The sequence below is a fragment of the Petrimonas sulfuriphila genome (assembly GCA_038561985.1).
In the GTDB taxonomy this organism is placed as follows: Bacteria; Bacteroidota; Bacteroidia; order Bacteroidales; family Dysgonomonadaceae; genus Petrimonas; species Petrimonas sulfuriphila.
In genome coordinates this window covers 677,951-704,653 of record CP073276.1, presented here as the reverse complement: position 1 = coordinate 704,653, position 26,703 = coordinate 677,951, and the positions used below count along the sequence as shown (strand labels likewise).

Genomic DNA, 26,703 nt, shown 5'->3' with positions numbered 1-26,703 from the left:
ACTCAGTCATGTATGAATAACAAATAAAGATTATTTCTAGATGAGATATAATTTGCTTATTATATTGTTGACATTATTAATTGTGAATTTTAAAACGTATTCTCAGGATAACCATCGCTACGTTGATGAGTTGAACGCTTCAATTCACCCGACTAGAAAAATCACTTACAAGAAAGTAGATAATCACGAATTGAAGCTGCATATTCTAGAACCTGCAGAGAAAAGCAATAAGTTATTAAAACCATGCATTATAGGGATACATGGAGGAGGTTGGGCTGGAGGTAATCCTACGATGGTATATGCAATACTGCAGGAGTTCGTTAAAGAGGGATGGATTGGTATTTCCATTGAATACAGGCTTTTAAATCTCTCCAAAAACCACACAGTCTCCGATTGTGTTAAAGATGTAAAAACTGCCATTCGCTATGTGAAAGAACATGCGAGTGAGATAGGAATCGACTCAGAACAGATTACCCTAAGTGGTTTATCAGCTGGCGGTCATCTTGCTTTAGGCGCACTGTTATTTGATACTCTCAATGAAAAATCCGACAACCTGGCAATTTCTACACAACCACGGTATGTGATCCTTTATTATCCAGTAGTTGACACTTCCATAAAAGGGTACGGAAATAAGAAGATAGGGGATGAGTGGTTAAAATTATCGCCCTTGCATAACATCAAGGGAAATTTACCTCCTATTCTTATTTTTCATGGTATGAAAGATAATGTGGTGCCAATTGAGGGTGTCATAAATTTTCAAAAAAAGATAGTTTCTTTAGGGAACTCCTGTGATTTGATTATTCATGGAGAAGGTATTCATGGATATTTTTTATACTCACAATCAAAATTTAATGATGTTATTAATCAGACATTTAGTTTCCTGAATAGATTCGATTAGCAATCCAAAAGAGGCTATCTCATGGTGTAGTGCTCCACGGTAGTTTTTTGTCCAACTTATCGGGGTTCACTTCAAAATAAACCATGGGATAACCTTTTTGATACATTAATTATTTTTGTCCTATAAACCCTGTAACGCGTATTTAGAACGAGTCATTTTTAGCATTCTCTATCAATAATCCGCACTGTTTTTGGGTTCGAAATAGGCTTGCGGATGCAGGCAGGTCGGACAGTTTTTCGGCGGTTTCTTGCCTGTAAACACATAACCGCAGTGGCGGCAATACCATTCGATCTCTTCCTCGCGTACAAAAACGGTCCCGTCCTGTACCCTTTGCAGTAGCTTCAGGTATTTTTCCTCGTGGACTGCTTCCGCTTTGGCAATCATCCGGTACATGGTGGCAATTTCCTTGAATCCTTCTTCTTCGGCCACTTCGGCGAAATGAGGATAGAGATCGGTCCACTCTTCGTTCTCGCCTTCAGCGGCGGCTTTTAGGTTTTCCGCAGTTGTGCCGATCATTCCTGCCGGATAAGTTGCTGTAATTTCAAGCATTCCGCCTTCCAGGTATTTAAACATACGTTTTGCGTGCACCATCTCCTGGTCTGCGGTTTCCAGGAAAATGGCCGAAATTTGCTCATACCCTTCTGTTTTGGCCTGTTTTGCGAAGAATGTGTAGCGCATTCTTGCCTGAGATTCGCCTGCAAAAGATTTCAGCAGGTTCTGCTCTGTTTGGGTTCCCTTTACACTTTTCATAATTGGTTGTTTTATAAAATTTTAAAATATATTACTCTCACAAAGATACAAAATTAAATAACCGTTTTAGCGCTCAACTTATCTGCAGGTCAAAATTTAAATTATGTCTAAATAGTTGTCTGTTTTGTCGGATTTGGGCTTCCGGTCTCAACCGAACCCCGGCGGCCATATAGCTTATCGAAAGACAACGCGAACAAACCATAAAAAGCGAAGGCACTCATGAAACCGGCAAAAACATCAATCAGGTAATGTGCTTTGATATATACGGTTGCTCCGCAGAGAAGAGCGTATAACGGGAAAACAATGAACATTATTCTTTTATTATTTCTATATAACCACATCATCAGTATAGTGGATATGCCCACGTGCGAACTTGGAAATGCGGCAGTGGGCCGTTCTCCCATTGCCTGCAATACCCTGACACAACGGTTGAATAATCCATCCCCATAACCGGAAACGGGCAACAGTTCGCTGTTGTAATAAAAATAATTGCCAACATTCAAAAAAAATCCGTTTTCTGCATTCTCTGTTCCTATAACCGGAAAATAAAATTGCGGGCCGGTGACGGGAATAAAGATAAACAAGAAATAATAAAGGAAAAACGATCCCAAGAATATGAAAGTTAATTTGTCGAACTTCTCCCGTTGATAAAAGAAACAGTACAAAATGACGAACATCATCATGGGAAAATAGAAGAAATACCCCATGTAGAATGCTTCGCTAATCCACTCCGAGGAAAAATGCTTCGAAAAGGCCAGGGCCGGCTGAAACCCAAAGATAGATTGCTCTGCGGAAGCAAAAACGTGGTCCAGGTTCCCAAATATTTTATTGAATTCGTAGGTTTCAGGATACCAGTAAGTGATAAGTCCTACGGAGAAGAGGACACGGACGAAAGCCGTTGCCGGTGCAAAGTTAAGCATAGACGTGGCGGAATAGGCAAGAAACATTCCGCTGATAATTAGCATACGAGCCAACAAGAAGGAACCCGGATTATCCAGTCTGTTCCAGAGAACGATGACAATGACAGAGGTAATTGCGACATAACCGGCTGTGAGAATTTCTACTCCGAAGAAGTTCCTCTTTTTTCTGAAGGATGTATAGTTTTTCTCTGGCATAAGAAGTCAGGCGAATTCGCTCAGCTCCAGCCAGCGATAGGTCTTTTCGTCAATCAGGCTGACGACTTGCGATATGCGGTTTGATGCGTTGATTAGCTCTTCTGACGAGAGATTCCCCGATGAGAGTTGTTGTGCCAATTGTTCTTTTTCCGTTTCAAGGCGTTGGATTTCTGCCTCCAACCCCTCAAATTCCTGTTTTTCCCTGAACGTGAGTTTGGTCTTCTCTTGTTGGACAGGTTTTTCTGAAGTTTTTATCGGCTTTGGTGGTTTTGTTTCTTCGGCAACCCGTTTGTCTTCCAATGATTTCCAGTCGCGGTATTGTGTGTAGTTCCCCGGAAAATCCTGGATCTCGGCGTCTCCGTGAAAACAGAGCAGGTGATCCACCACCTTGTCCATAAAATAGCGGTCGTGGGAAATAACGATCAGGCAGCCTTTAAATCCGATGAGGTATTCTTCCAGTATGTTGAGTGTAATGATATCGAGATCATTTGTAGGCTCGTCAAGGATCAGGAAGTTGGGGTTTTTGATAAGCACGGTACAGAGGTGCAGTCGGCGTTTTTCACCACCGCTCAGCTTGTAGACGAAATCGTGTTGCTTGGCCGGAGCAAAGAGAAAATGCTGCAGGAACTGTGATGCCGTGAGTTTGTTCCCATTGCCCAGATCTATGACTTCGGCTATTTTCTGGACGGCGTCAATGACCTTGGTCTGTTCATCAAACTGCAGCCCTTCCTGACTGTAATACCCGAAGTTCACCGTTTCTCCGATATCGAAGTTTCCTGAATCGGGTTGTTCGATCCCCAGTAACATTTTTATGAACGTCGATTTGCCGGTGCCGTTGTTACCGATAATCCCCATTTTTTCGTACCGGGTGAAAATATAGTTGAAGTCGTCGGTAATCTTAATGTCGCCAAAACTTTTGGTAATGTGGTTGGCTTCGAATATTTTTTTGCCGATATACGAACCTTTCGCCGAGAGTTTTATGTCGTTGGCTTGGTTGCGTTGTTTGACCTGCTCTTCCAGTTCGTAAAACGCGTCAATGCGCGATTTTGCTTTGGTAGCACGGGCCTGCGGTTGCCGGCGCATCCAGTCGAGCTCTTTGCGGTAGATGTTTTGTGCGCTGTCAGCTTCGGCATTCTGTACGACGATGCGTTCACCGCGCTTTTCCAGGTAATAGGCATAATTGCCTTTGTAGGAGTAGATTTGACGATCGTCAATTTCGATGATTTGCGTACATACCCTATCGAGAAAATAGCGGTCGTGGGTAACCATCAGTAAACTGATGTTCGAGCGGGAAAGATACTCCTCCAGCCATTCCACCATATCCAGATCGAGGTGGTTGGTCGGTTCGTCCAGCATGATCAGTTCCGGCTCCGAGATAAGGGTGTTTGCCAGCGCTACCCGCTTGACTTGCCCGCCGGAAAGTTCGCCGATTTTCTGATCGAGCTGAAAGATCTTCAGCTGGCTGAGAATCTGCCGGATGCGCTGTTCGTAGTCCCAGGCTTTGAGCAAATCCATTTTTGCTAAAATTTCATCCAGCTCCAGATGATTGCCGGATTCCATGATCTCTTCGTATCGCGCAATTACTTTCACCGCTTCGTTTTCGGTTTGAAAACAAGCTTCGAGTACCGTGAGTCCGGGATCAAACTGCGGCGATTGTTCCAGGTAAGCAAACCGGATATCGTTTCGGAAAACAACTCTCCCATTATCGCTGGGTTCCTTTCCGGCGATGATGTTCAGCAATGAGGTCTTTCCCGCGCCGTTTCCTGCAATCAGACCGATTTTGTCGCCTTCGGCAACCCCGAAAGAGATGTTGCGGAAAAGCATCCGATCGCCGAAGCTTTTGGTTAGCGTATCGATTTGCAATAATGGATTTGCCATAGTTGAGTAAATTTTGTCTTTGGCGATCGTCACGTTAGTGTGGACCCTGTATTTTGTGCGATAAACGCCGGTACAAAAGTACGAAACTATTTGGGATTAAACTCAAAATTGCCATTGCCAATAAGTAAACAGGTCTGTTCGGCGGTTGCCGCTGATCTGCTCTGTTCCCGAGCCTATGGTTTCACGGTCGAAATAACGTGTATGCCCGATCTTTACGGAGAATGACAGCCGGGGGGTGAAAGCATATCTGCCTGATGCTGCAAGCCTTATGCCTTTGCCGTGGAACGACGGCATATAAAAGGTCGTCAGGAGGTTTCTTTCGTAAGAATAGAGCCTGGTGGCATAGGTGTCTGATTTAAAATATCCGGCGAAGAGGTCGCCCCGGATCTTTTTGCCGCCGCGATAGCCGGCATGTTGAGAGAGCATAAACCCTTTTTCCAGCGGGAAAAATTTCCTGCGGAACAAAGCGGCATCTAAAGTAGTCCGGAAGTCCCACCCGTTGTTTAGTGCGTGATTATATCGGAGCCTGATCTTTTGTGTGTTGTAGGGTAATACTTTTCTGGAGTTTTCGGGATAGTCGGTGTTCTGCTCTTTCTGTTTTATTTTGTACCGCAGCTCGAAGTTGGAGTTTCGATCCATGGCGTACGTACCTAAAAAATAGAAGTCGAAGCCTGCCGACGGCTTATCTACCTGGTCTTTCGGCCAGGGGAAACGGAAAAGGTCAATATACGTTGTTGCCGATACCTTTTGCAGCGGACTGAAGGTGACGCCTAAATAGAATCCGTTCTCGTTTTGAACCCGGCTCCCTTCGGAAAATGCCTGCGCATGCATTGCGTTGTAAGAAATGGGGAAATGGCGGTAAAGTGCCGACAGGGAGAAAAGCCCGGACGGTGTATATTGAATCATGTGGGTGGTTGCTGTGGCTCCGTTTCTGGCCACTGCGGTTTCCCCGGCAAACGCCAACCGGTTTAAGCGGTACGAGTAGTCAATGCTTGCATTGAAATGGGACGAGTCCCGCAAACTGTAATAGTTGTATTCGCGAACAACCGGGCAATACATACGGCTATAGGCGTGATATACACCGCTCACGCCTAACTGAAGCTGCTCGTTGCGGTAGTTGATATTCACCCCCGTTACCTGTTCACGCGAATTGTTTTTTTTCTCTATTTCCGAAGGCGTTCTGTGATACCCATCGGTCTTGAACGAGGTTATTTCTCCGTCGCGGGAAAGATTGGCATCAAATCTTTTGTTGGAGTAAAAAGGGATAACGGTTATTTTCCCTGCCTGGAAGACAGCAGCTGCACCACGAAAAAATCCGCTTTCGGCGGTGGAGAAATGTCGTTTAGGTCCCTGTGTCCGGCGGATAATGGTGTTGGTGCCCCAGGATTTGGAGATCATAAAGTCGTTGTTGAGTATTAATCCTTGTCCGAACGATAGGCGATAATCGCCCACGGCAAGGGTTTTAAGCTTTCCCAGTTCGCGAATGATCAGGTGCAGTCCGTAATGATCGTATCCCACGGGATAGTTTTTCTGCAAAAACGGCTCGCCGGGATCTTTTTCGCCCACCAACCCAAACTGAATTTTATCGCGATAAGTGAATGCGTATTTCATCGAAGTATAAAAATCCTCTCCCCGGTATTTCCGATTGGGATAACGCTGAAGAATGCTGTCGGCAAACTCTCCGTATCCTGCCCGGTTCTGAAGGGTCTTGTCGAACCGGGATTGAACTTCGTGTCGCCCCCGACTGAGCATTTCCTGCACCGTTGGTTGTTCTTCCTCCGCTTTGCCCGCGAAAAAAAACGGCAGGATCAGTTCTACAGTTTTAAAATCGAGAAAAGAGACATTCCGGAGTTCAAATACCGTGTAGACCGGCCGGTTCTTATCCAGAAATTCGGCTATGTGAGCCGCTTGTTCAAAATTGATCAGTGGAAACTGCTCCAGTTGTTCGCGGGAAACCCGGTTTAAATTCATGGGGTTGCCCTCCAGCATCGTTAGTTCCTGAAACATGTTTTCGATGGTGGTATCGTCCATTCCCTCTTCTGCAAGCTGTTCCAGATAGGAGCGCCAATCGTTTGATTGCGACTTGGCAAAAGAGCATTTTGCACAAAGAGTAACGGCAAGAATGATATGAAAAACCCAAAATTTCATTCATCACTGAGCTAAAAGCCGGGATTTTTACAAATATAACCTCCTCGGAACGATTTTCCCAATAATTGATGAACAAAAGTTCGGGTAAGGATAGTCGCCTTACTCTTTTTCTGCCGGAACGATAAAATTCTTGGGGTTTTCCACTTTTTCTTCCAGCAGGGCAAATTCCAGCACTTGCTTCACATCTTCCACATAGTGAAAGTTCAAACCTGCCACATACTCGGGTTTGATTTCAAGAATATCTTTTTCGTTCTCTTTGCAGAGGATGATGTCGGTAATTCCGGCACGCTTTGCTGCCAGAATTTTTTCCCGAATTCCACCAACCGGTAGTACTTTTCCCCGCAGCGTGATTTCTCCCGTCATGGCCAGATTGTTCCGCACTTTACGTTGCGTATAGGCTGAGGCCAGTGATGTGATCATGGTTATTCCTGCCGATGGCCCGTCTTTGGGCATGGCGCCTTCGGGAACGTGAATGTGCGTGTTCCAGTTCTCAAAAATAGCGGGGTCAATATCCAGCAGGTCGGCATTGGCGTGTATGTACTCCATCGCCAGCATAGCCGACTCCTTCATCACGTCGCCCAGGTTTCCGGTGAGCGTAAGTTTTGAGCCCTTTCCTCGACTCAGCGAACTTTCCACAAAAAGGATCTCTCCCCCTACGGCTGTCCAGGCCAACCCTGTAACCACTCCGGCATAGTCGTTGCCCTGGTAACGGTCTTTGCTGTATTCTTCCATGCCGAGGTACTCCGTGACATCAGTAGGTTTCAATACCTTGGGATACTCTTCATTTCCAGCTATCTTCCGGGCAATTTTCCGGGTTACCTTTGCAATTTTCTTGTCCAGTTCCCTTACCCCCGATTCGCGGGTGTAATCTTCGATGATCTTCAGTAAGGCCGGTTTAGAAATGCTGAAAGCCTTCTTCTTTATGCCGTGATTTTCCAGCTGTTTTGGGACGAGGTGACGATAGGCGATTTCTATTTTTTCATCGCTGATGTAGCCCCCAACGTTTATCAACTCCATCCTGTCGAGAAGAGGTTGGGGGATAGTGTTCAGGTTGTTTGCCGTAGCGATGAACATCACTTTTGAAAGGTCGTAATCGATGGAGAGGTAATTGTCGTGAAATGCAAAATTCTGTTCAGGATCAAGCACTTCGAGCAGCGCCGATGCCGGATCGCCCCGAAAGTCGTTACCCACTTTATCTATTTCATCCAGCACAAAAACCGGGTTTGAACTTCCTGCTTTTTGAATGTTCTGGATAATTCTTCCGGGAATGGCCCCGATATAGGTGCGGCGATGGCCGCGAATTTCAGCTTCATCGTGCAGACCACCCAGTGAAACGCGGATATACTTCCTGTTCAATGCTTCGGCAATCGATTTTCCGAGAGATGTCTTACCTACCCCGGGAGGGCCGTAAAGGCACAATATCGGAGATTTTAAATCGCCTTTCAGTTTCAAAACAGCCAGATGCTCGATGATGCGCTCTTTCACTTTTTCCATTCCAAAATGGTCGCGATCGAGAATTTTCTGTGCATTCTTCAGGTTGAAGCTGTCTTTGGTATACTCATTCCACGGCAACTCCACAATGGTCTGAAGGTAGCCGAACTGGACCGAATAATCGGGTGACTGCGGATGTAACCTTTCCAGTTTACTGATTTCTTTTTCGAAAATATCAGCTACTTCCTGGCTCCACTTCTTCGTTTTTCCCTTTTTACGAAACTCAGCGATCTCTATTTGCTGAGTGTTGCCGCCCAGTTCTTCCTGAATGGTTTTTATCTGTTGTTGTAAGAAATATTCTTTCTGTTGCTGGTTGAGGTCCTCGCGGGTTTTCATCTGGATATTCATCTTCAACTCCAGTACTTGTGTCTCGCGGTTAAGGATCATCAGCAGCCTGTATGCTTGTTCCTTTTCGTCACTTATACTCAACAGCTCCTGTTTTTCCCTGTTTTCAATGGGCAGGTTGGTGGCACTGTAGCTTACCAACATACCGGTGAACGACTCGTGATTGATGGTTTGCAGCAGCTCCTTGGGGGGATCGCCAAGAATGTTGAGCATATGGTTCATAGCGTCCCTTATGGAATCCAGAATGGCGCTGAACTCCTTGTCGTCTTTCTCCGCTCTTTTCGATTCCAGGATCCTGTAGTTGGCCGCAAAATAGGGCTCGGTTTGCGTGAACTCTGTCCATTCGAATCTTTTCTTTGCCTGGACAATGATGCTCAGGTTGTTTTTGTCGAGCTCAATCACGCGTATTACTTCGGCGATGACACCTATTGAATATAGATCTTCCTTCTCAGGTTCTTCGACGTTGTTGTCTTTTTGACAGACCAGACCGATATAGCGGTGTTTTTTGCCCAATGCCCGGACTAACTTGAGTGACTTGCTCCGTCCTACAGAGATGGGGAGCCCGCTTCCCGGGAAAACGATGGTGTTACGTAACGGTAATATAGGAAGGCTTTCCTTCAGGGAACTTTCATCGATCTCCTGGCTGCCGTCCAGGAAATCTCCGGCAATAAACGATATGACGTTGCTTTCGCTCTCTTCCGGTTTTAATACGGATAATTTATTTTGAAACATATTTATTTACTTATCTTCGGTACGGTTCAATTCATATTTTATTTCGGAAAAACAGAATATGTGTTATTTTTGTTGTCGCAATGCCTATATCTTACACCAAATTCCGTGCCAAATATTGATTTTTACCGTTTATGGGAAACAACTCTTTTAAATTTAAGCAATTTACTGTTTTTCACGACAGGTGTGCCATGAAAGTCGGCACCGATGGCGTCCTGTTGGGTGCGTGGGCAGATTTTATCGATTGCCAATCGATCCTGGACGTGGGAACGGGCTCAGGCTTAATTGCCTTAATGGCTGCACAACGAAACAGTCTGGCAAAAATTACAGCTATCGAGATGGATGCAGATGCGGCTTTGCAGGCCAGGGAGAACGTTGATAATTCTCGTTTTAAAGAGCGCATAGAGGTGTTGCCTGTTTCGTTCCGGGATTTTTTCCCAACAGTGACAGGGAAATTTGACTCGATTGTTTCCAACCCTCCTTTTTTTGTTAATTCGCTGCCATCGCCCGATCTGAAAAGAACCGGTGCCCGGCATATGGATTCGCTTACTCCGGCTGAACTTTTCAAAATGAGCAGGAAGCTTCTTAATGATACGGGAACCCTTTCGCTGATCTATCCGTTTTCGGAAAGGGACAATATAATGACCGTGTCTGAAAAAGAAAATTTCCATTTATCCCGTGAAACGGTTGTTCTTCCAACCCGGTCTGCTTCTCCCAAGCGAATTTTATTGGAGTTTACTACCCGAAGCGAAACGGAGACGGATAGGAACGAATTGGTTATTGAGGAGAAGCGTCATGTTTACACACCTGAATTTATCCACCTGGTACAGGATTTCTACCTCTATTTATGAAATGAAATTTTTATTTTTTATCTTTGCCGAATGACTTATAATCCCATTTTAATAAAAAAAATTCTGGTATTCCCCGTTTTTATGCTTTTGTCGCTGGGGTTTATGCAGGCAGGTGACACCCTTCGTGTGAAACAAACGCAAGTTCCTATATTGATAGACCGCATTGATAATGCCCTTTTTTATATCAGTATCGATGCGAGGGAGGCTGTAAAATTGACCGAATTGAAACTTAAGTTCTCCGAAAGCTCAAACCTGAACGAGGTGGGGTCTTTAAAACTCTATTATGGAGGAACCGAAGCCGTTCAGCGTAAAGGACAAACATTTTATCATCCTGTACAATACCTGTCGGGATTCACGCCGGGTAAAACCCGCGAGGCAAATCCTTCCTATTCGGTGAAGGTTGTTGAACAAAAATCGCCAGGGATCGAAGTGGCCTTTTCGGCAAATTACCCCCTTTTCCCGGGGATCAACTATTTCTGGATCAGCCTTCAGATGAAACCCACCACCTCCCTGTTATCGAAAATTGATGTGAATCTGGTTTCAGCAAAGCTCGACGGAAGAGATGCTCCCATATCGTTTGCCAATAATACGGAAACACACCGGATGGGAGTGGGGGTTCGCCATGCAGGAGACGATGGCGTTGCCGCCTTCCGTATTCCAGGCATGGTCACCAGCAATAGAGGAACGTTGCTGGGTGTTTACGACGTCCGGTACAACAACAGTGTGGATTTACAAGAACACGTTGATATAGGGTTGAGCCGGAGTACCGACAAGGGCCAGACCTGGGAGAAGATGCGTATTCCGGTTGCGTTCGGTGAATATGGCGGATTACCCAAAGCACAGAACGGAGTAGGAGATCCTTCTATCCTGGTGGATAAAAACACCGGAACTATCTGGATTGCTGCCTTGTGGACACATGGGATGGGAAATTACAGGGCATGGCACAACTCGCAAGCCGGCATGGATGAAAAACGGACGGGGCAGCTGGTGCTGACAAAAAGCATGGATGACGGTAAGACCTGGTCAGACCCCATCAACATCACTTCTCAGGTAAAAGACCCTTCGTGGCATTTATTGCTGCAGGGTCCCGGAAGGGGAATCACCATGCAGGACGGAACATTGGTTTTCCCCATTCAGTTTATTGACTCTATCCGGATACCCAACGCCGGCATCATGTACAGCAAGGACAGCGGACAGACCTGGAAAATTCATAATCACGCCCGTACAAACACAACGGAAGCGCAAGTGGCGGAAGTCGAGCCCGGCGTTTTGATGCTTAATATGCGCGATAATCGCGGAGGAAGCCGTGCCGTTTCCATAACGAAGGATTTAGGCAAAACTTGGACGGAGCACCCGTCAAACAGAAGCGTCTTGCAGGAACCGGTTTGCATGGCAAGCCTGATAAAAGTGGATGCCAATGAAAATGTACTGGGTAAGGATATATTGCTGTTCTCCAATCCCAACACCACCGAAGGAAGACATCACATTACCATCAAAGCCAGCCTGGACGGAGGATTATCGTTTCCCGAAGAATACCAGGTGCTGTTGGATGAAGATCCCGGTTGGGGCTACTCTTGCCTGACTGTGATTGATAAAGAAACCGTTGGAATCCTTTACGAAAGCAGCGTGGCACACATGACTTTCCAGGCAGTGAAGCTAAGGGATATTATTAAAGGTCCCAGGCAATAGATATTCAGGCTCATTTAACATCAACAACATATGAAAAAATACTTGTTTATTTTCAGCTTACTATCCACCATGGTTATGGCTCAAGAAACTCCTATCCTCCTCTTCCCCGATGGCGCTCCCGGAGAAACAACAAAAATGAAGCAAAAAGACGATCTGTCGGGCAACAAGGTAGCCGGATGTCCGGTGCTCCGCATCAGCGATGTGAGCGAGCCTACACTGACGTTTTTCCCGGCTCCTGCAGATAATAACTCGGGCGCCACCATCATTGTGAATCCGGGAGGAGGATACAATATTCTGGCGTACAACCTGGAAGGGACGGAAATCTGCAAGCGGTTCAACAGCCACGGAGTTAATTGTGTGCTGGTGAAATACCGCGTGCCCCGACGCGAAGGCCTTGAGAAGCATCAGGCGCCGTTGCAGGACCTGCAGCGAGCCATCGCCTACACACGTTCGCACGCCGGTGAGTGGAAAATCGATCCAAACCGGATAGGCGTGATGGGATTCTCAGCCGGCGCCCATTTAGCGGCCATGGCGAGCAACAGCTATGCCGAGCGTACATACCCGCAGGTAGATAATTTTGATAATGCGAGCCTCCGTCCCGATTTTTGTGTCCTGATCTATCCGGCATACCTCGACGGCGAAAATTTCTCCATCTCACCCGAATTGAAAGTTACCGAAAAGACGCCGCCCACTTTCATCGTTCAAACCCAGGACGACCATCGGTTGCTCAACAGCAGCCTCTTCTACTACTATGCGCTCAAAGAAGCAAAAGCCCCTGTTGCTATGAGCTTGTATCCGTCAGGAGGACACGGTTATGGACTGCGGAACACGGGCGATCTGGTAAATGAATGGCCTTTTCGTGTCATGAGTTGGCTGCACGATATAAAAATGGTGGAGTGATTCTTGCCTTAAAAGAGGCGGTACATGTTTTTATAATTGAAGAGTTTGATCTCGGCGGTGTCGTTCTCGAAATCTCCGGCATACAAGATTGCTTTATCCGTCAACCTGCCTTTTAATAATGTATTCAGCGAACGGATTCCCGTTTCGAAATCGGGATGGTAGGTTTGCGATGATTTGATTTCAATGGCTGAATAATCGCTCCCGTTTTTGAATAGCAAGTCCACCTCAACGCCGTTGCTGTCGCGGTAAAAGAACAAATTGCTTTCTTTACCCCGGTTGTAACGGTTTTTAAGTGCTTCCATCACGATAAAGTTTTCGAACAGGTGGCCACGCATTTTGTCCCTTGTCAGCTGCTGTTCCGTTTCTATGCCTAACAAATAACAAGCCAAACCGGTATCGCAGAAGTAGAGTTTCGGTGTTTTGGTCAACCGTTTCCTCATATTTTCATGAAAAGGAGGCAGTAGCTTGATGATATAGGATGCCTGCAAGACAGAAAGCCAGGATTTGACGGTATTGGCGGAAACACCCACTTCGCCCGACAGTTCGGAGGCATTGAACAAGCTGCCTATGCGCGCGGCACACAGCCGAAGGAATGTTTGAAACTGCATCATGTCTTTTACCTGCAATACGTCACGCACGTCTCTTTCCAGGTAGGTTTTCACATACGACGGATAGAGAAGGTCGTACCTGTTCTTTCCCGCATACAAAGCCGGAAAGAAACCGTGGAGCATGACCTCGTCCAATGTTTTTTCATCTGCCTGCTTTTTGACTTCGTTGTACGACAAGGGCATCAGCTCCAACATGCCGGTCCGTCCGGCAAGCGATTGGGTAATCTGCCTGATGACCGAAAACTGCGAGCTGCCCGAAAGCACAAAACGTTTTTCGGGATTCTCATCTACCATTCCCTGAATGTACGACAGCAAGTCGGGCGTACGTTGTACTTCATCCAAAACCATGCCCTCGGGATGGCGGCTGAGGAATCCGGCCGGGTCGTTCATCGCAAAGCGCCGGATATCCAAGTTTTCCAACGAATAATAAGGTAGCTTGTCAAAAACCTTGCGTAACAAGGTGGTTTTCCCCGATTGACGCGGTCCTGTCATCGTAATGACGGGAAAATACCGATGCATCTCGAGCATCACGGGCGTTATGTCTCTTTTGATAAATGAGTTAGTCATGCCATGTTTATGCAAATCCGAAGTTGAACTGCGAATTTACATAAATGCGCCGGATTATCCAAATAATCCACACAAAATATTCGGGAAACTTTTGGGCAATTGGCAATGGCCGCGCGAGCATCGGACTTCTATAATCCCAATATCCGTTTATACAAAGGCTTTGGGTTAACATTGCTTCCATACCCATACCCGTAACCGTATCCGTACCCGTACCCCTGTTTTTCGGGGTCCATTCCGTTGAGCAGCACGCTCATGTTCGGCATCTTTCCCGATTCGTACAGCTCTTGAAGGTCGGGAAGCGCGCGTTTGTCAAACAGTCCCGAGCGCACCACATAGATTGTCCGGTCCGCGACGCGGGCGCATAACAATGCGTCCACGACAACGCCATAGGGTGGATTGTCCAGCAGGATATAGTCGTATGTGGCTCTTAACTCCTCCATCATTGAGTCAAGCCGCTCGCTTTTCAACAGTTCGGCCGGGTTGGGGGGCAGTGTTCCGGAGGTAATGACATCCAACCGACTATCCGCATCCGCGGTGTGTATCAGTTCTTGCAAGTTGTCCTCCATTCCGCCTAAATAATTCGACAAGCCTGGCCGTTTTGTTCCCATTCCTATTCTCTCGGTTAGCGATCCTGTCCGCAGATCCAGGTCGAGTACGATAACTTTCGCGTCGGTTAAAGCCATGCTCATGGCCAAGTTTATGGTCACGAATGTTTTACCGGCGTTTGGGTTGGTCGATGTCAGCAAGATCACTTTTCCGCCTCCTTTTCGTCCCGTATTCATGAACTCCAGATTGTAACGCACCATGTTAAAGGCCTCACAAATGGGTTCACGGCACTCTTCCTTCACCACAAGGCCTCTCTCGGGCGTCCCCTTTTCCAACGGCACTTCTCCCAGGAACGGAATGTTTGTTGCCTCTTTCAGTTCTTTCCTGGTATGCACGGTGGTGTCGAGCAAGGAGTGTATGTAAAGCCAGAGCGCCGGCAGTAAAAACCCGGCCATCAGGCTGATCAGCAGCACTTGCGCCTTTTTGGGTGTCACGGGCGAGTTTGTCCCGTCGGCCGGGTCCACCACGCGGCAGTTGCTTTCCGTGATGGTTAGCTGCAACTCGTTCTCTTCCTTCTTGTTGAGCAGGTATAGGTACAATTCCTCCTTTATTTTCTGCTGCCGCTCCACGCTGATCACGTATTTTTGTTGTGTGGGCACGAAGGCTATCTTTCCCCTGGTTTCCCGCTCCTTGTTCTTCATGTTTTCCGTCTGTATCTTTAGGCCGGCGATCAGGTTGTCCACGGCTTTGGATATGGCGAGGCGCATCGACGCCAGCGTGGTGTCCAGTTCCCGCACCAATGGGTTGTTGGCACTGCTGTTGGCCATTAGCTTGTTTCGCTGTGCCAGTGTGGTGTTATACTCACCTATCTGATTTTGTATGCCGGCTTCGGCGATGCCGATGCTTGCCGGGATGGGTTCCGTCTGTTTTGCCCCGTCCCGCAGATATTCTTTCATGTATTCCGCCATCTTGAGTTGGTTTTCCACGTTAAGTCCTTCCGTGTCTAACCGGCTCGAACTTTGCAGGTATAAGGCGCTTTCGGAGGTGATGTCCGTCAGTCGGTTTTTCCTCTTGTAGTTTTCTATTTCCGCGTCTACCCCTGCCAAGTCAGCTTCGATAATGGCCAACCGCTCCTTGATGAAGTTGGCTGTGTTGATTACGATCCGGTTCTTGTCTTCAATGGCGTCCTTCTTATACACTTCTATCAAAGTGTTCAATACGTCTTCCGCGCGGTTCACATTTTCGTCTTTCAGGCTCAGGTTGATAAGCGACGATTGCTTGTTGGTCGCTTCCACGTTCAGCCTCAGGTTATAGTTGTCCGACACGGCTTTCAGGCTGCTTTTCGTTACCCGGACGGGTATTCCCGCATACGCTGCCGATGTTGTAGGCGGCAGGGTCACCACCAATTTCCCCACCGCTGTTTGCACGGTATCACCGGGTTTCACCACCCGTTTTTCGTTTTCCCTTCCATTTGCCCATTTCAGGTCTTTCAACTCCACGTGGCGGTCTTCCAACAGGGTGGCTGTAAGGCTTAAGCTTTGTCCGGCATCCATTCCGGGAAATTCCACGACCAGCGGCGTGGCGGTGTACAGCTCGCGTTTACGCAATCCGCTCCGCACCTTGTAACTCACGTCCAGCCTCAATTCTTTTGCCACCTCATACATCAGCCGTTTGCTCTTGAAGATGCCTATCTCGTTATCCACCGTGCTTCCACCCAGGCGGAACAGGTCTTGAAACGCGGCCGCCTCACCCATTTGTCCCCCTTTCTTGTCGTCTTTCACCAATACCGTGGCCGTACGCAAGAACGTCTTCGGCGTGCTTCGCACGTAGAGGAATCCTATCAGCACGCACGCCCCGATCGACAGAATAAACCATTTTCGATGATGCAACAGCGTGCCAAACAGCTCCGCCAATGTGGCATTTTCCCGTTCGGACTTCTCGTTGAAATCAAAAAAGTCCATCTCGTCAAACCTATCTTTTCTCATCATTGTCTATTCTATTGTTATTTAAAAATGAGTATCGCCAGCGACGTTAGTACGGAGACTATCGAAGCGAACGTGCCTATGCTGCGGTTCTGGTTTATTTCCCGTTGTCCGGCGCGTGCCTTGTTCGGCTCAACATATACGATGTCGTTCTGTTTCAGGTAATAGAAGGGGGAGTCCATCAAATCCGCGCTTCGCAGGTCTACCGAGGCCACCACCCGTTGGCCGTTCTCTTCCCGGATAACCTTCACGTTTTCCCGTCGGCCGTAGATGGTCAGGTCCCCGGCCCGGCTCAGCGCGTCTAACAGCGTGATGCGGTCGCTGTTCACTTCAAATGTTCCCGGCCGCGCCACTTCGCCCATTACCGACACTTTGAAGTTGAGGAATTGGATGGTAATGACCGGATCGTTCACCAGGCCCCTTCCTGTCAGTTCCTGTTTCAGCCGTTCCGCCAGTTCGAAGCGGGTTAACCCCCGCACCTTTATTTTGCCCAATTGCGGGAAGTCTATTTCCCCCTCCTTGTCCACCAGGTAGCCCAATATCCTGTATTGCCCACCCGTGTATCCGGTGTTCGTGATCTGGTAGCTTACCATGGGCAGGTTGAACATCTGCGCCAACTCGGGGTTCTTGCTGTTTACCATGATGGAGAGCAGGTCGTCCGTGTTTATGCGGATATCATAATCCTGTCCCATTTGCCGCCGGTAATCTTCCGGCACATCCTGCAGGTAGGCAATCTGTTTCTGCGACGCGCATCCTGCCAGGAGGCATAGCCCCAACACCAGGTATCCCCATATTTTCATTTTTTTCTTCATATCTGTTTGTTGTTAAGTTATATATTCCTTTTATTCTGCAGAGTAAGCCATGATCCGTTCAAGGATAAAATGTGCCGCCTTTCCGTTTCCAAACAGGCGAGGAAACGTCACGTCTATTTCCGATAAAGTTTTGTATCCTTCCACAATCTTGTCGAAATCGGCATCTGCGAGTATTCCGGCTCCATGCGTTACTATCTCCACCCACTCCGTTTCCGGCCTGAGTATGAGACAAGGTTTCTCAAAGAAAAACGATTCTTTCTGCACTCCACCGCTATCCGTCATTACCAGTTTTGCATGCTTTTCCAACTCTATCATCTCTAAAAAGGACACCGGTTCAACCAATTTCAGCTTCGAATGCGCTATTTTTTCATACAATCCGGCGCTTAGGTTGCCGGGCATAAGCTTGGCCGTGCGCGGATGAATAGGAAGAAGGATCGCTATATTGTTTTCGTTGCTGATATGTAATAAAGCCTTGAATATCGATTCCAAACGCGACGGTTCGTCCGTATTGTTATCGCGATGCACGGTAGCCAAAATATAACCGTTTGGTTGCAGGGAATGTCGTTCCAGAATTTTTGTCCGTCCCGAAAACTTCGCAAAATAAATGCTGTTGTCATACATGATATCCCCGCTATTGAAAACCTGTCGTTTTTTTCCGTTTTTAAAACGTGTTTCGATGTCAAGGAAACCCTCGTTGCGCAGGTTGTCCATGGCGGTCCGGGTGGGTGCAAAAAGGATCGATGATATTTGGTCGCAGGCTATCCGGTTTATCTCTTCGGGCATGGCCATATTGAACGACCGCAACCCTGCCTCGATGTGAAATACCGGGATATGTTGTTTTACTGCCGCCACAGCACCTGCGAGCGTGGAATTGGTATCGCCGTAGATCACAACCCCGTCGAAAGGCTCCGACAAAATAACCTCTTCTATGCCGGAGATCATCTTGGCTGTCTGTTCGCCATGCCTGCCCGAGCCGATGCCCAAATTATAGTCAGGTTGGGGTATCCCCAACTCGTCGAAAAACACCTGCGACATGGCGGCGTCGTAATGTTGTCCGGTGTGGAGAATTTTCTCCTTTACCCTGTCTTTAAAATCGCTTTTAACAGCTCTCGACAGTGCCGCCGCCTTTATAATCTGGGGACGGGCCCCTATTATGGTGAGAAGTTTTATCATAAGTTTTTGTTCACAATTAATTTCTTTATTATATTTTTCAAATTTTGCAAAACCAATTCCTTTATCCATTTTGCACCAAAATTGTTCCAACGTTGAGGATGTATGGTTATCATTATCTTGTCGGGCATTTTGCCTGCACTTATTGCGGTAATAAGTTCTTTTGTTGTGTGAAATGTTAATCCTTTCTTGTTCCACTCCTCTTGAAAGTTTTCTATTTTATCTCTTACACTAGCTTTATAGCCGTCCCATCTCCTGCCGGTATCGGTCAGATAAAATATTTTCGAGAAATCGGTATCCAAATATGGTTCACCTATAATGCCCAAATCTCTGTACGAGTATTCTTTCCAAATATCTTTACTGTCGTAAGGAGAGCGTGGACTGCCGTGCATACAGATGGTTTTCACATCAACCAACTTACGCAAGTTGCCCAAATTATTTTTAAAATCGATATAAGCTTTTGCAACATCTCCTTTGCAAGTTGTGAGGTTTTCGTAATGGTAGCCCACTTCGTGGCTAAGATTGGCTATCTCTTTTATCACATTTTCGTTCCAACTTTCCGGAGCTGACCGAAAATAATAGGAACCTTTAACGCCCAAATTGTATTCAATTTGTGCCGTTCGCAATGAATTAAACAGCAGTAAATCAACATCATGCCGCAACACCACCGTTTTGCCTTCGACATGATGCTGCAAGAACTGCTCAAAGGTCTGGAAAGAATAGCCGGCAGATATTAGTGCCGACAACAAGTTTTTATATGCGGTTAAAGTGAAATCCATTGCTTGTTATTTAAAACGATATTGATAATCGAAATTTTCTTTCATGATTCGTTTACTTTCGGGATAATTTTCGATGAACCATGTGAAGAAAGCAGTAACGTCAATTTTATCGGCAAGCATTTTTTGTCTTCTTTGTTGGAATATATCTCGCAAATTAGACATAGACAATAATTCTATAATCTTTTCATACAATCTCTCAGGTTTTGACGGAGGTATCGCATAAGTAAGCTCATATTTATGCTCCAACTCCTCCAAAATGCCGATTCTACCTGCAAAATCATTGAATCGAAGACTTGGTGTGCCAAGCATGGCCGCTTCTACAGACATACTTTGACTATCGCCAATGTACAACTTGGCAAAAGCCAACACATGATGAATATCTAATGGATTTATATGCAATCGATATTTCTCAAATTGAGGCTCAAGTGAACGTTCAGAAGTAATATACACATCGCCATGAGGCAATAATATGTCAATCAGATGCTGGGCAATTTCCGTATTAATACCGTGGGCATGAGAAACTAAGTCATGATAAGCTTTCAACTGGGCAAATCGCAGAATAAAATAAGGTTTTCCTGATGGAAAATATTTCTCCACCACACTTTTATCTGGCGTAAATTGATTTGGATGCAAATATGACAGTTTTTGGTAACCATAATACGGCGTTTTTTTGCAAGAAAAAATACTATTATTGGTTATATTTGGTGCAAGTATTGTCGAAACGAAAGGATATGTTATTATTCCCTGTTGCCAAGTATAATTGAAATCATCCTCTCCAACAAATATAGATGGTTTTCTAAGTATTTGAGCTGCATATCCTATTTGCGATAAACATCCAACAAATATATCCGGTTTATTCTTTTTAGCAGTTTTAATAAGTTCTTTAGTCGACGTAAAAAGTTTTGATAACTTTCCTATCATACTATTTTTCTGGTACGATGACAATACAGTATAATTTACATTATCAGCAATTAGTAATTTTTCAAGTATGTCTTTGGATGTAATTACCCAATGGATATTATGTCCTCTATCAGATAGATTTCTTGCTGCATACTTAAACAAGTGATAATGAGCAGGATGTCCAAGTGAAATAATTATATTCATATCAAAATGGTTTTATTTTTTTTATTGCATGTGCCGGATTTCCAACAACTACAGTGAAAGGCTCAACATTTTTTGTTACTATGCTACCTGCTCCAACAATAGCACCTTTGCCAATTGTGATACCAGGTAAAACTATGACACCTGCACCAATCCAGCAATCATCTTCTAATATAATTTTATCTTTTATTGGAGGTATTTGATCCATTAAACGAGACCAATTCGCATCTGATGATAGAACTAATGTTACTCTTGGTCCTATAGCAACTCTATTCCCTATACTTAAAGAACATCCTGTTTCCGAAATAATACTAGCTACTATCAAATCACTGCCGATATAAACCTTATCGCCAATTTCAAAACCACAATATTTTAAACCCTTTACACGAATGCTGTTATAGGGGAAACGCTGTGCTAACATTTTCCCTATCTTAATCTTAATCCGTGAAAACAAGCACTTTTTTTTACCGTTTTGTATGTTTGAGTAAGCCATCTTTTATTTTTATTGCTAATCGTCCGAAAGTCATGATTATTGGTTTAAAAACATATTGATAACGTCCAAAACAAACTAATTGACCTCCAAATTTTAATTTATAATCTCTTACACCATAAGGAATATTGGGTTTACCTGCACCTCCAAAATCAAAAACCTCGTATCCATTTTCGCCTCCCCATTTTAAAATATTCCATATTAAAATATCATTAGGTCTGTATTCTAAAAAATCATCATCGGCTCCTGCATACCAGTCGTAAATCATTTTATTATAGCAAAATACTAACCTAACACCTATTAATTTACTGTCGCGATATGCTCCAAATATTTTAATGTACCCCAGCGGATCTAAGTTTCTTATTATACTTGAAAAAAACATTTTTGACGGTAGAGGTAATTTAACTCGATTATAAACTATTTTAAGTAGATTATATATTAAGTCTATCTGATAATCGCTTTGTTCATCAATTATCCGGATTTCTAATTCTCTTTGACCCTTATTTATGCTTTTTTTCCTATCTTTAGTCATGCTATTCCATAGTTCATCCTCTGTCTTTCTCAAATCTATCAGAATGTCTAAATGTTCTTCATAACTAAATCCATTATCAATAAATATATTTTTATATATAGAAGTATCCCATATATTACGGAATTCCAAGTAAACTACCTTATTTTTAAGATATTTTTTTATTTCATTAAGAAAATATCCTAATATTGCAATATCATTTTCATCAGACAGTACAGGACCTCCAATTATTATGGCTCTTGATGTTAGTCTTTTTCCTAATCTACCACCATTGCTAAAGATAATTCCTAAGGCAAGTCCAACTATCTTCTCATTTTCATATACAAAAAATGTTATTGGTTCACTTGATTTATTATTTATTTGTGATTTATAGTATTCAAGAGATTGAAAAATATTTGCTTGAGTATTATTTTGCAAAAAATTACTCCATTCTTCCTCTTCTATACCAATTTCAAATCTATAATTCATATTATTATCTAACATTCAATTATATTCAACTAATCTTTTTTGTACAAAGAAAGCATTCTCTTAGATTGCCTATTATCTTTTATCCCTACCATTTTTGCTTTCAACAAATTCGTATATTTCCACAATTCTTTTAGCTACCTGTTTATTGTCTAATCCCAATTCTGTAATTCGTTCACGTCCATTAGTTTTTTCTTTCTGTTTTGAAAAACTGATTGCTTCCGATAGTTTTGATGCAATTTCGGTTGCATTTCGTTCCGCAATAAAACAGCCTTCCGTTCCTTTAACCACGTCGGCCACATCTCCAACATCCACACTAACCACGGGCGTTCCGCATAACATCGCCTCTTTGATTACCATGGGCGATGCTTCGTGATGCGAAGTCATCAGTAAGCAATTGGAAGCGTTCATAAGCAGGTTGACTTCTTTCCGGTTATATCCTTTTAACTCAATAAGCTCACATTCCAGCAATAGATTACAAGCCTGCCGAGCCAATTCAGGATTTTTAATCGTATTATCGAAATCACCGGCAAACAACACGTATTTCCCGTTTGCACCCCATCCCAGTAGTTTACGCGCCTCCTCTCTGGAAAGTACATTGAATTTGTCGAAGTCCACTCCACATGGTTGAACCATGGCATTCCTCCTATGATAGTTTGCCAATTTCAACAACTTATCGCTTACAAAAATGTTGTATCTCGACAGCCTCATAGAGAATTGGGACAGCGTAAGCAATAGACCTCCCGAATGGATATCGCTTCCATGATAGGTTGTTACTACCGGAACTTTTCGTTGTAAGTTGGCTAATAGTCCGGACAAACCATAGTGAGCATGTATGATATCCGGTTTGTACTCATTGATTTTTTTCAACAACCCTCGTCTGCAACGCAAATATCCGATCGTTCCTCTTCCTTCTATTCCTAAAAAATCAATCTCTATGGCTTGATTTTTTAGGGCATTTGCTTGTTCCAACACAAATGGAGAGAACTTGCCACTATTATAACTTGCTACTATCAATACTTTCATAATGTTTTTCGTGGATTTGTGATATAATTTCCTCTTCTAAGTATCTGATATTGCTCCATTCTATTTTTCATAAATTTAATCCTTATCCTATTTGCAACTGTAGCCATGTATAACAACATAAATATTCCGGGATTATAGTAGAGATATGAACGATGAGAAAGTATTAATATTGCTATTGATAAAAGCAATAAGCCATATTTAAATTTATGGGCCTCTTTTACAATTGAAATAATAACCAGAATGATTATGGTAAAACCCAAAATTCCAAATCTAAAAAAAATTCCTCTCCAATTTGTTGTTTGAAATTTGGTATGATCAATAAAATATCCCATTCCAAACAGAACATTAGGGCTCTTGACAAATGAGCTAAATAACTCTTTGTTGGATTCATTTGATCTTTGCTCCACGAGTTCTATTATTCCTGTTTTATTTCCACTATTGTTTTTTATGACCCTACCATAGGTAACTTCCCGAAGCGCATTGCCTTTAAATAAAAAAACTAGACCCAATAGCAAAAGAATGGCAATGAATGGTTTTCGCATTTTTTTTAGGAAGAATTTATCCGATAAAAAATTGTATAAGAACCCTAAGCCCAAAATTCCGTAGAAAGCTGTAGAAAAAGTTAGAACACCCGTAATCAATAGAAGGAGGTTGTCCTTTTTAGATAAATTAAATCTTTCTATTGCTAAAATTAATCCGATGTAGATACCAAAATGTCCGGGTTCTGCAAATACACCGACTATACGCTCTAACCCAAGTGCGCCAACTGTCGAAGATCCTCTATACAAACTGATTGCCAAACCATAGATATGATAATTATCCAAAGAGGAATACCTAAAATCAGGTGTATATGTATAGTATGGTAGTGGAAATTTAATGGCATTTAATACCCAAAAAATCAATGCAAATATAGAAATCCAGACAAATAGTTTTTTTAAATAAAGATAAGATTTGAATACAATAAAGTCTTTATAGGACAATATTATCAAAAAACAGAGAACCCAGATAAGAGGCCCTATTCTTATCCCGTGAATAGGAGAAAGAATAAAATAAATAATGTATATGAGTAGAGCTATGGCTATAAAAACTTTGTTTTTTTCTCTAAAAGGAACTATTTTGACATGATTAGATAACATAAAGGTGCAAAAGGTAGTGGTGGCGAATAAAATAATATTCTCAATTCCGGCAGGTATTATCCATCTGACGTATGGATTCATTAGCATAAAGATTACCAAAGTCAAGTTTAATGCACAAATCTTTTCAATTCGCATAAATAATTATCCAATCGTTATAAAATTGCTCTATATTGTGTTTAGAAATGCAAAAATCACTAGTTAATTTAAGCAGGATTACCAACCAAATTTTCAATTAATTCAACCTCATATTTAACACGCTCTTCCCAAGTAAAAAAATCATCCATAATGGTTTTTTGCCCATTTCTACCTATTTCTATCCGCTCTCCCTCGTTTTTAAGAAGATTAGCAATGATAACAGGTAGCTCCGCTATTTCATTATCTTCCACAAGAACTCCATTTACTCCATTTTTTATGAGTTGTGAGGTTGTGCCTCGATTGAGAGCCACTACAGGTACACCACATATCATGGCTTCAAATACAGGATTACTCAGGCTGCTTAAAGCATTCATACTAATAAAAATATCACCAATATTCATATAAGAGTATATTCTTTTTTGTTCGACTGCCCCAACAAATATTACGGCATGTTCCATATTTAACTCTTTTGTTAAATCATGTAATTTTTTTTTATCCGGTCCATCACCAACAATAACCAGTTTTACTTTGCTGTTTAGCTGTAAGATATCGGGCATCGCCTTTATTATCCAATCTACCTGTTTCGAATCTGCCAATCTCGAAACGGATAATAGTACGGCTTCTCCATTGGGTGCAAAACACTTCTTTAATTCATCATCGGGGAAATAGTTACTCCACTTTTTATTAATTCCATTTTTTAAGAAGTGGATTTTTTCTTTTGCCACACCAAAAGAAAGGGCAATTCTATCAGCAGATGTACCATCATCGGTGAGAATATATAAATCCGCTTTCAGCCAAAATGAAAGTATTGTGAAAAAATTACCCGGCTTAAGTCTATTTTTTTTATAAGAATTACCATAAAGCCTTAATACATATTTTGCTCCAAATAGTTTAGCAATTATCAAAGCAGGCAGGGCTGTGTAGGTGGTATGCGAGTAAACCACATCGGGCTTGATTTTACGTCCTTGTTTTATTCCCGCAATAAGGAAACAAAGCACGGTAACCGGATACATCAGTAACAAAATGATTGGCCTTTTCCCTGCTAATGGAGTAGTTATTTGTTTTGTATGGATACCTTCAAAATCCCCTTCTTTTTGGGCGGAGTTATTGGTGATATAAGTTATGGTATGTCCTTTATCTACAAAGCCCTTAATGGGAAGATATGTGGAAACGCGTCCTTTCCCTTTATCTATATCCCACAAGGGTAGCGTTGAGAGATTAAGTATGTTCATTTTTTGGATTTTTTAATTATGTTAATAACAACAAATAATGAAATGGAGTATTGAACAAACAATCCCGCACTATAAGCTGAAACTGTATGTAGAGCATCCCAGTTTAACCAATTTGCCAGGAGAAATGTCATTAGAATAATGAAAAAACGTGACAATTCGAGAAGGAAGACAAAGGATTGTCTCTCAAAAACGTTAAAAATTCCATCACTTATTGGGCTGTAAACAAACTGTACGAGCAGGTAAAATGCCATAATGCGGGCATAAACTCCTGCTTGATTCCATTCTACTCCAAAAAAGGTCCTAAATATAAAAGGTCCCAGAAGTATAATAATGGAAAAAGGGACGAGACTTAATTTTGTCAAGTTTTTTATTACGTTGCGCGTCAACAAATATATTGCTTGCCCACTGTGACTTCCCATTGCCGCGATCTCTGCAAAAAAGACTTTCCCCACAGAATAACCGATGAATGTAACCGGTATGGAGAGCATGGTTCGGGCTAACGCAATTTGCCCTGTGGCGGCACTATCAAATTTCCATGCAAAAAAGAATATAGGAATATTACCCGCAAGTAGCAATAATAGTTGGGAGGGAATTCTGTACTTGGGAAAACTAGAATAGCGTCTCAAAACATATCGGATCTTTAAACGAGAGATAAACCTCTTATTGAGAAGAATATCTTTTCTGAAGGTTCTTAGTAAAGAAGTGATACCGCCCATTTCATTTAGGAGATCTCCTACAATAAGTCCTAAGGGCTTTATTCCTACAAGTCCCAATCCAATTTTAGCAATGACTCCTATTATCTTCTGCTTGACAGAAGTTTTAGTGAGCGCCGTGAATGCTTTTTTTCTCACACCCCATTGCGAAAGTAATTCAAAAATTCCATGCCCCAAAAAGGCAATAGGAATAAGCCATATATAAGATATGATACTTTCCATGGACAACAACATCAATATCTGTTTTCCACCAATCAGTAGTGTTACAATAAGCAAAACAGACGTAAGGGATAAGAAGCAAAGGGCAGCACACACTATATTTATAGCACTGTTGTCATGTTTGGGTAAAGGAATTGCCAAAGAATATCTGAATGTGCCAAAAGGAGCTACAATAGCAATTAAAGAAATAAAAACGGCCATCACACCCATCTCTGAAGGAGAGTAGATGCGTGTGATGATGGGTGTGGTAAGAATTCCGATCAGCCGCCCAATACCCTCACCTGTGGTGAGTTTAGCCATATTAAAGAAGAGCTGCTTCTCTTCATTACTGCTGAAGAGAGAGGCTAATCTTTCCTTGACTGTTGATTTGATTCTCTGCTTTTTCATTCATAAAATTTA

21 protein-coding genes are annotated in these 26,703 nt (G+C 43.4%); 4 read left to right on the top strand and 17 right to left on the bottom strand.

Annotation, left to right across the window (positions count from 1 at the left end):
* Positions 1 to 40: 40 nt before the first annotated feature.
* Complete coding sequence (locus KCV26_02780) at positions 41 to 898, top strand: alpha/beta hydrolase (GenBank protein ID WZX37334.1); 858 nt, start codon at positions 41 to 43, stop codon at positions 896 to 898.
* Positions 899 to 1,069: 171 nt separating this feature from the next.
* Here the strand turns inward: KCV26_02780 and KCV26_02775 are convergent, their stop codons facing one another.
* The 5 genes from KCV26_02775 to lon all read right to left on the bottom strand — a co-directional run bounded on the left by KCV26_02775 (position 1,070) and on the right by lon (position 9,357).
* Entirely contained in the window at positions 1,070 to 1,648 is a 579-nt protein-coding gene (locus KCV26_02775; protein ID WZX37333.1) for a rubrerythrin family protein, read from the bottom strand.
* A 107-nt stretch (positions 1,649 to 1,755) separates the two neighbouring features.
* Entirely contained in the window at positions 1,756 to 2,763 is a 1,008-nt protein-coding gene (locus tag KCV26_02770; protein WZX37332.1) for a phosphatase PAP2 family protein, read from the bottom strand.
* Positions 2,764 to 2,769: 6 nt separating this feature from the next.
* Positions 2,770 to 4,641, bottom strand: a complete 1,872-nt coding sequence (locus KCV26_02765) for an ABC-F family ATP-binding cassette domain-containing protein (GenBank protein ID WZX37331.1) — start codon at positions 4,639 to 4,641, stop codon at positions 2,770 to 2,772.
* A gap of 102 nt (positions 4,642 to 4,743) precedes the next feature.
* Positions 4,744 to 6,789, bottom strand: a complete 2,046-nt coding sequence (locus KCV26_02760) for a helix-hairpin-helix domain-containing protein (protein ID WZX37330.1) — start codon at positions 6,787 to 6,789, stop codon at positions 4,744 to 4,746.
* Positions 6,790 to 6,888: 99 nt separating this feature from the next.
* Entirely contained in the window at positions 6,889 to 9,357 is a 2,469-nt protein-coding gene (gene lon, locus KCV26_02755; protein ID WZX37329.1) for an endopeptidase La, read from the bottom strand.
* Between the two features lie 131 nt (positions 9,358 to 9,488).
* Here lon and KCV26_02750 point away from each other — a divergent pair, with 131 nt between their 5' ends.
* Genes KCV26_02750 through KCV26_02740 form a run of 3 tightly spaced genes read left to right on the top strand, consistent with a single transcriptional unit; the run spans position 9,489 to position 12,794 of the window.
* On the top strand, positions 9,489 to 10,205 hold the full coding sequence (locus KCV26_02750; protein WZX37328.1) for a methyltransferase: 717 nt from the start codon (positions 9,489 to 9,491) through the stop codon (positions 10,203 to 10,205).
* 30 nt (positions 10,206 to 10,235) lie between these two features.
* On the top strand, positions 10,236 to 11,894 hold the full coding sequence (locus KCV26_02745; protein WZX37327.1) for an exo-alpha-sialidase: 1,659 nt from the start codon (positions 10,236 to 10,238) through the stop codon (positions 11,892 to 11,894).
* 30 nt (positions 11,895 to 11,924) lie between these two features.
* Positions 11,925 to 12,794, top strand: coding sequence for an alpha/beta hydrolase (locus tag KCV26_02740; GenBank protein ID WZX37326.1), 870 nt, complete (start codon positions 11,925 to 11,927; stop codon positions 12,792 to 12,794).
* Positions 12,795 to 12,802: 8 nt separating this feature from the next.
* On the opposite strand, the gene KCV26_02735 is transcribed toward KCV26_02740, so the two are convergent.
* From KCV26_02735 to KCV26_02680, 12 genes are all read right to left on the bottom strand, one after another.
* The gene (locus KCV26_02735) at positions 12,803 to 13,969 is read right to left on the bottom strand and encodes an ATP-binding protein (GenBank protein ID WZX37325.1); all 1,167 of its coding nucleotides are present in this window, start codon (positions 13,967 to 13,969) and stop codon (positions 12,803 to 12,805) included.
* Between the two features lie 128 nt (positions 13,970 to 14,097).
* Positions 14,098 to 16,500 (bottom strand): polysaccharide biosynthesis tyrosine autokinase, encoded by a 2,403-nt coding sequence (locus KCV26_02730; GenBank protein WZX38302.1) that lies wholly within the window; start codon positions 16,498 to 16,500, stop codon positions 14,098 to 14,100.
* A gap of 17 nt (positions 16,501 to 16,517) precedes the next feature.
* Positions 16,518 to 17,309, bottom strand: coding sequence for a polysaccharide biosynthesis/export family protein (locus KCV26_02725; protein WZX37324.1), 792 nt, complete (start codon positions 17,307 to 17,309; stop codon positions 16,518 to 16,520).
* A gap of 30 nt (positions 17,310 to 17,339) precedes the next feature.
* Positions 17,340 to 18,482 (bottom strand): UDP-N-acetylglucosamine 2-epimerase (non-hydrolyzing), encoded by a 1,143-nt coding sequence (wecB, locus tag KCV26_02720; protein ID WZX37323.1) that lies wholly within the window; start codon positions 18,480 to 18,482, stop codon positions 17,340 to 17,342.
* Positions 18,479 to 19,258 carry a hypothetical protein gene (locus KCV26_02715; protein WZX37322.1) on the bottom strand — a complete coding sequence of 260 codons (780 nt, stop codon included), beginning with the start codon at positions 19,256 to 19,258 and terminating at the stop codon, positions 18,479 to 18,481. The genes wecB and KCV26_02715 overlap by 4 nt, the downstream gene beginning before the upstream one ends.
* A gap of 6 nt (positions 19,259 to 19,264) precedes the next feature.
* Entirely contained in the window at positions 19,265 to 20,362 is a 1,098-nt protein-coding gene (locus KCV26_02710; GenBank protein WZX37321.1) for a hypothetical protein, read from the bottom strand.
* A 1-nt stretch (position 20,363) separates the two neighbouring features.
* Positions 20,364 to 20,852, bottom strand: a complete 489-nt coding sequence (locus KCV26_02705) for an acyltransferase (GenBank protein WZX37320.1) — start codon at positions 20,850 to 20,852, stop codon at positions 20,364 to 20,366.
* Entirely contained in the window at positions 20,824 to 21,846 is a 1,023-nt protein-coding gene (locus KCV26_02700) for a GNAT family N-acetyltransferase (GenBank protein ID WZX37319.1), read from the bottom strand. The genes KCV26_02705 and KCV26_02700 overlap by 29 nt, the downstream gene beginning before the upstream one ends.
* A 72-nt stretch (positions 21,847 to 21,918) precedes the next feature.
* Positions 21,919 to 22,869, bottom strand: a complete 951-nt coding sequence (locus KCV26_02695; GenBank protein ID WZX37318.1) for a glycosyltransferase — start codon at positions 22,867 to 22,869, stop codon at positions 21,919 to 21,921.
* On the bottom strand, positions 22,866 to 24,086 hold the full coding sequence (locus KCV26_02690) for a hypothetical protein (protein ID WZX37317.1): 1,221 nt from the start codon (positions 24,084 to 24,086) through the stop codon (positions 22,866 to 22,868). Before KCV26_02690 ends, KCV26_02695 begins: the two co-directional genes overlap by 4 nt.
* A 122-nt stretch (positions 24,087 to 24,208) precedes the next feature.
* A complete protein-coding gene (locus KCV26_02685) occupies positions 24,209 to 25,372 on the bottom strand; it encodes a glycosyltransferase family 4 protein (protein WZX37316.1) in 1,164 nt (387 codons plus the stop codon).
* Entirely contained in the window at positions 25,369 to 26,691 is a 1,323-nt protein-coding gene (locus tag KCV26_02680; GenBank protein ID WZX37315.1) for an oligosaccharide flippase family protein, read from the bottom strand. The genes KCV26_02685 and KCV26_02680 overlap by 4 nt, the downstream gene beginning before the upstream one ends.
* Between the last annotated feature and the right edge of the window lie 12 nt (positions 26,692 to 26,703).

Bases quoted from the DNA above. Each gene is read 5' to 3' on its own strand.
- lon (WZX37329.1), bottom strand. From the start codon at position 9,357: ATGTTTCAAAATAAATTATCCGTATTAAAACCGGAAGAGAGCGAAAGC.
- KCV26_02730 (WZX38302.1), bottom strand. From the start codon at position 16,500: ATGAGAAAAGATAGGTTTGACGAGATGGACTTTTTTGATTTCAACGAG.
- KCV26_02760 (WZX37330.1), bottom strand. From the start codon at position 6,789: ATGAAATTTTGGGTTTTTCATATCATTCTTGCCGTTACTCTTTGTGCA.
- KCV26_02735 (WZX37325.1), bottom strand. From the start codon at position 13,969: ATGACTAACTCATTTATCAAAAGAGACATAACGCCCGTGATGCTCGAG.
- KCV26_02745 (WZX37327.1), top strand. From the start codon at position 10,236: ATGACTTATAATCCCATTTTAATAAAAAAAATTCTGGTATTCCCCGTT.
- KCV26_02680 (WZX37315.1), bottom strand. From the start codon at position 26,691: ATGAAAAAGCAGAGAATCAAATCAACAGTCAAGGAAAGATTAGCCTCT.
- KCV26_02690 (WZX37317.1), bottom strand. From the start codon at position 24,086: ATGAATCCATACGTCAGATGGATAATACCTGCCGGAATTGAGAATATT.
- KCV26_02705 (WZX37320.1), bottom strand. From the start codon at position 20,852: ATGGCTTACTCAAACATACAAAACGGTAAAAAAAAGTGCTTGTTTTCA.
- KCV26_02685 (WZX37316.1), bottom strand. From the start codon at position 25,372: ATGAACATACTTAATCTCTCAACGCTACCCTTGTGGGATATAGATAAA.
- KCV26_02775 (WZX37333.1), bottom strand. From the start codon at position 1,648: ATGAAAAGTGTAAAGGGAACCCAAACAGAGCAGAACCTGCTGAAATCT.
- KCV26_02765 (WZX37331.1), bottom strand. From the start codon at position 4,641: ATGGCAAATCCATTATTGCAAATCGATACGCTAACCAAAAGCTTCGGC.
- KCV26_02725 (WZX37324.1), bottom strand. From the start codon at position 17,309: ATGAAGAAAAAAATGAAAATATGGGGATACCTGGTGTTGGGGCTATGC.
- KCV26_02695 (WZX37318.1), bottom strand. From the start codon at position 22,869: ATGAAAGTATTGATAGTAGCAAGTTATAATAGTGGCAAGTTCTCTCCA.
- KCV26_02740 (WZX37326.1), top strand. From the start codon at position 11,925: ATGAAAAAATACTTGTTTATTTTCAGCTTACTATCCACCATGGTTATG.
- KCV26_02700 (WZX37319.1), bottom strand. From the start codon at position 21,846: ATGAATTATAGATTTGAAATTGGTATAGAAGAGGAAGAATGGAGTAAT.
- wecB (WZX37323.1), bottom strand. From the start codon at position 18,482: ATGATAAAACTTCTCACCATAATAGGGGCCCGTCCCCAGATTATAAAG.
- KCV26_02715 (WZX37322.1), bottom strand. From the start codon at position 19,258: ATGGATTTCACTTTAACCGCATATAAAAACTTGTTGTCGGCACTAATA.
- KCV26_02770 (WZX37332.1), bottom strand. From the start codon at position 2,763: ATGCCAGAGAAAAACTATACATCCTTCAGAAAAAAGAGGAACTTCTTC.
- KCV26_02750 (WZX37328.1), top strand. From the start codon at position 9,489: ATGGGAAACAACTCTTTTAAATTTAAGCAATTTACTGTTTTTCACGAC.
- KCV26_02780 (WZX37334.1), top strand. From the start codon at position 41: ATGAGATATAATTTGCTTATTATATTGTTGACATTATTAATTGTGAAT.
- KCV26_02710 (WZX37321.1), bottom strand. From the start codon at position 20,362: ATGAATATAATTATTTCACTTGGACATCCTGCTCATTATCACTTGTTT.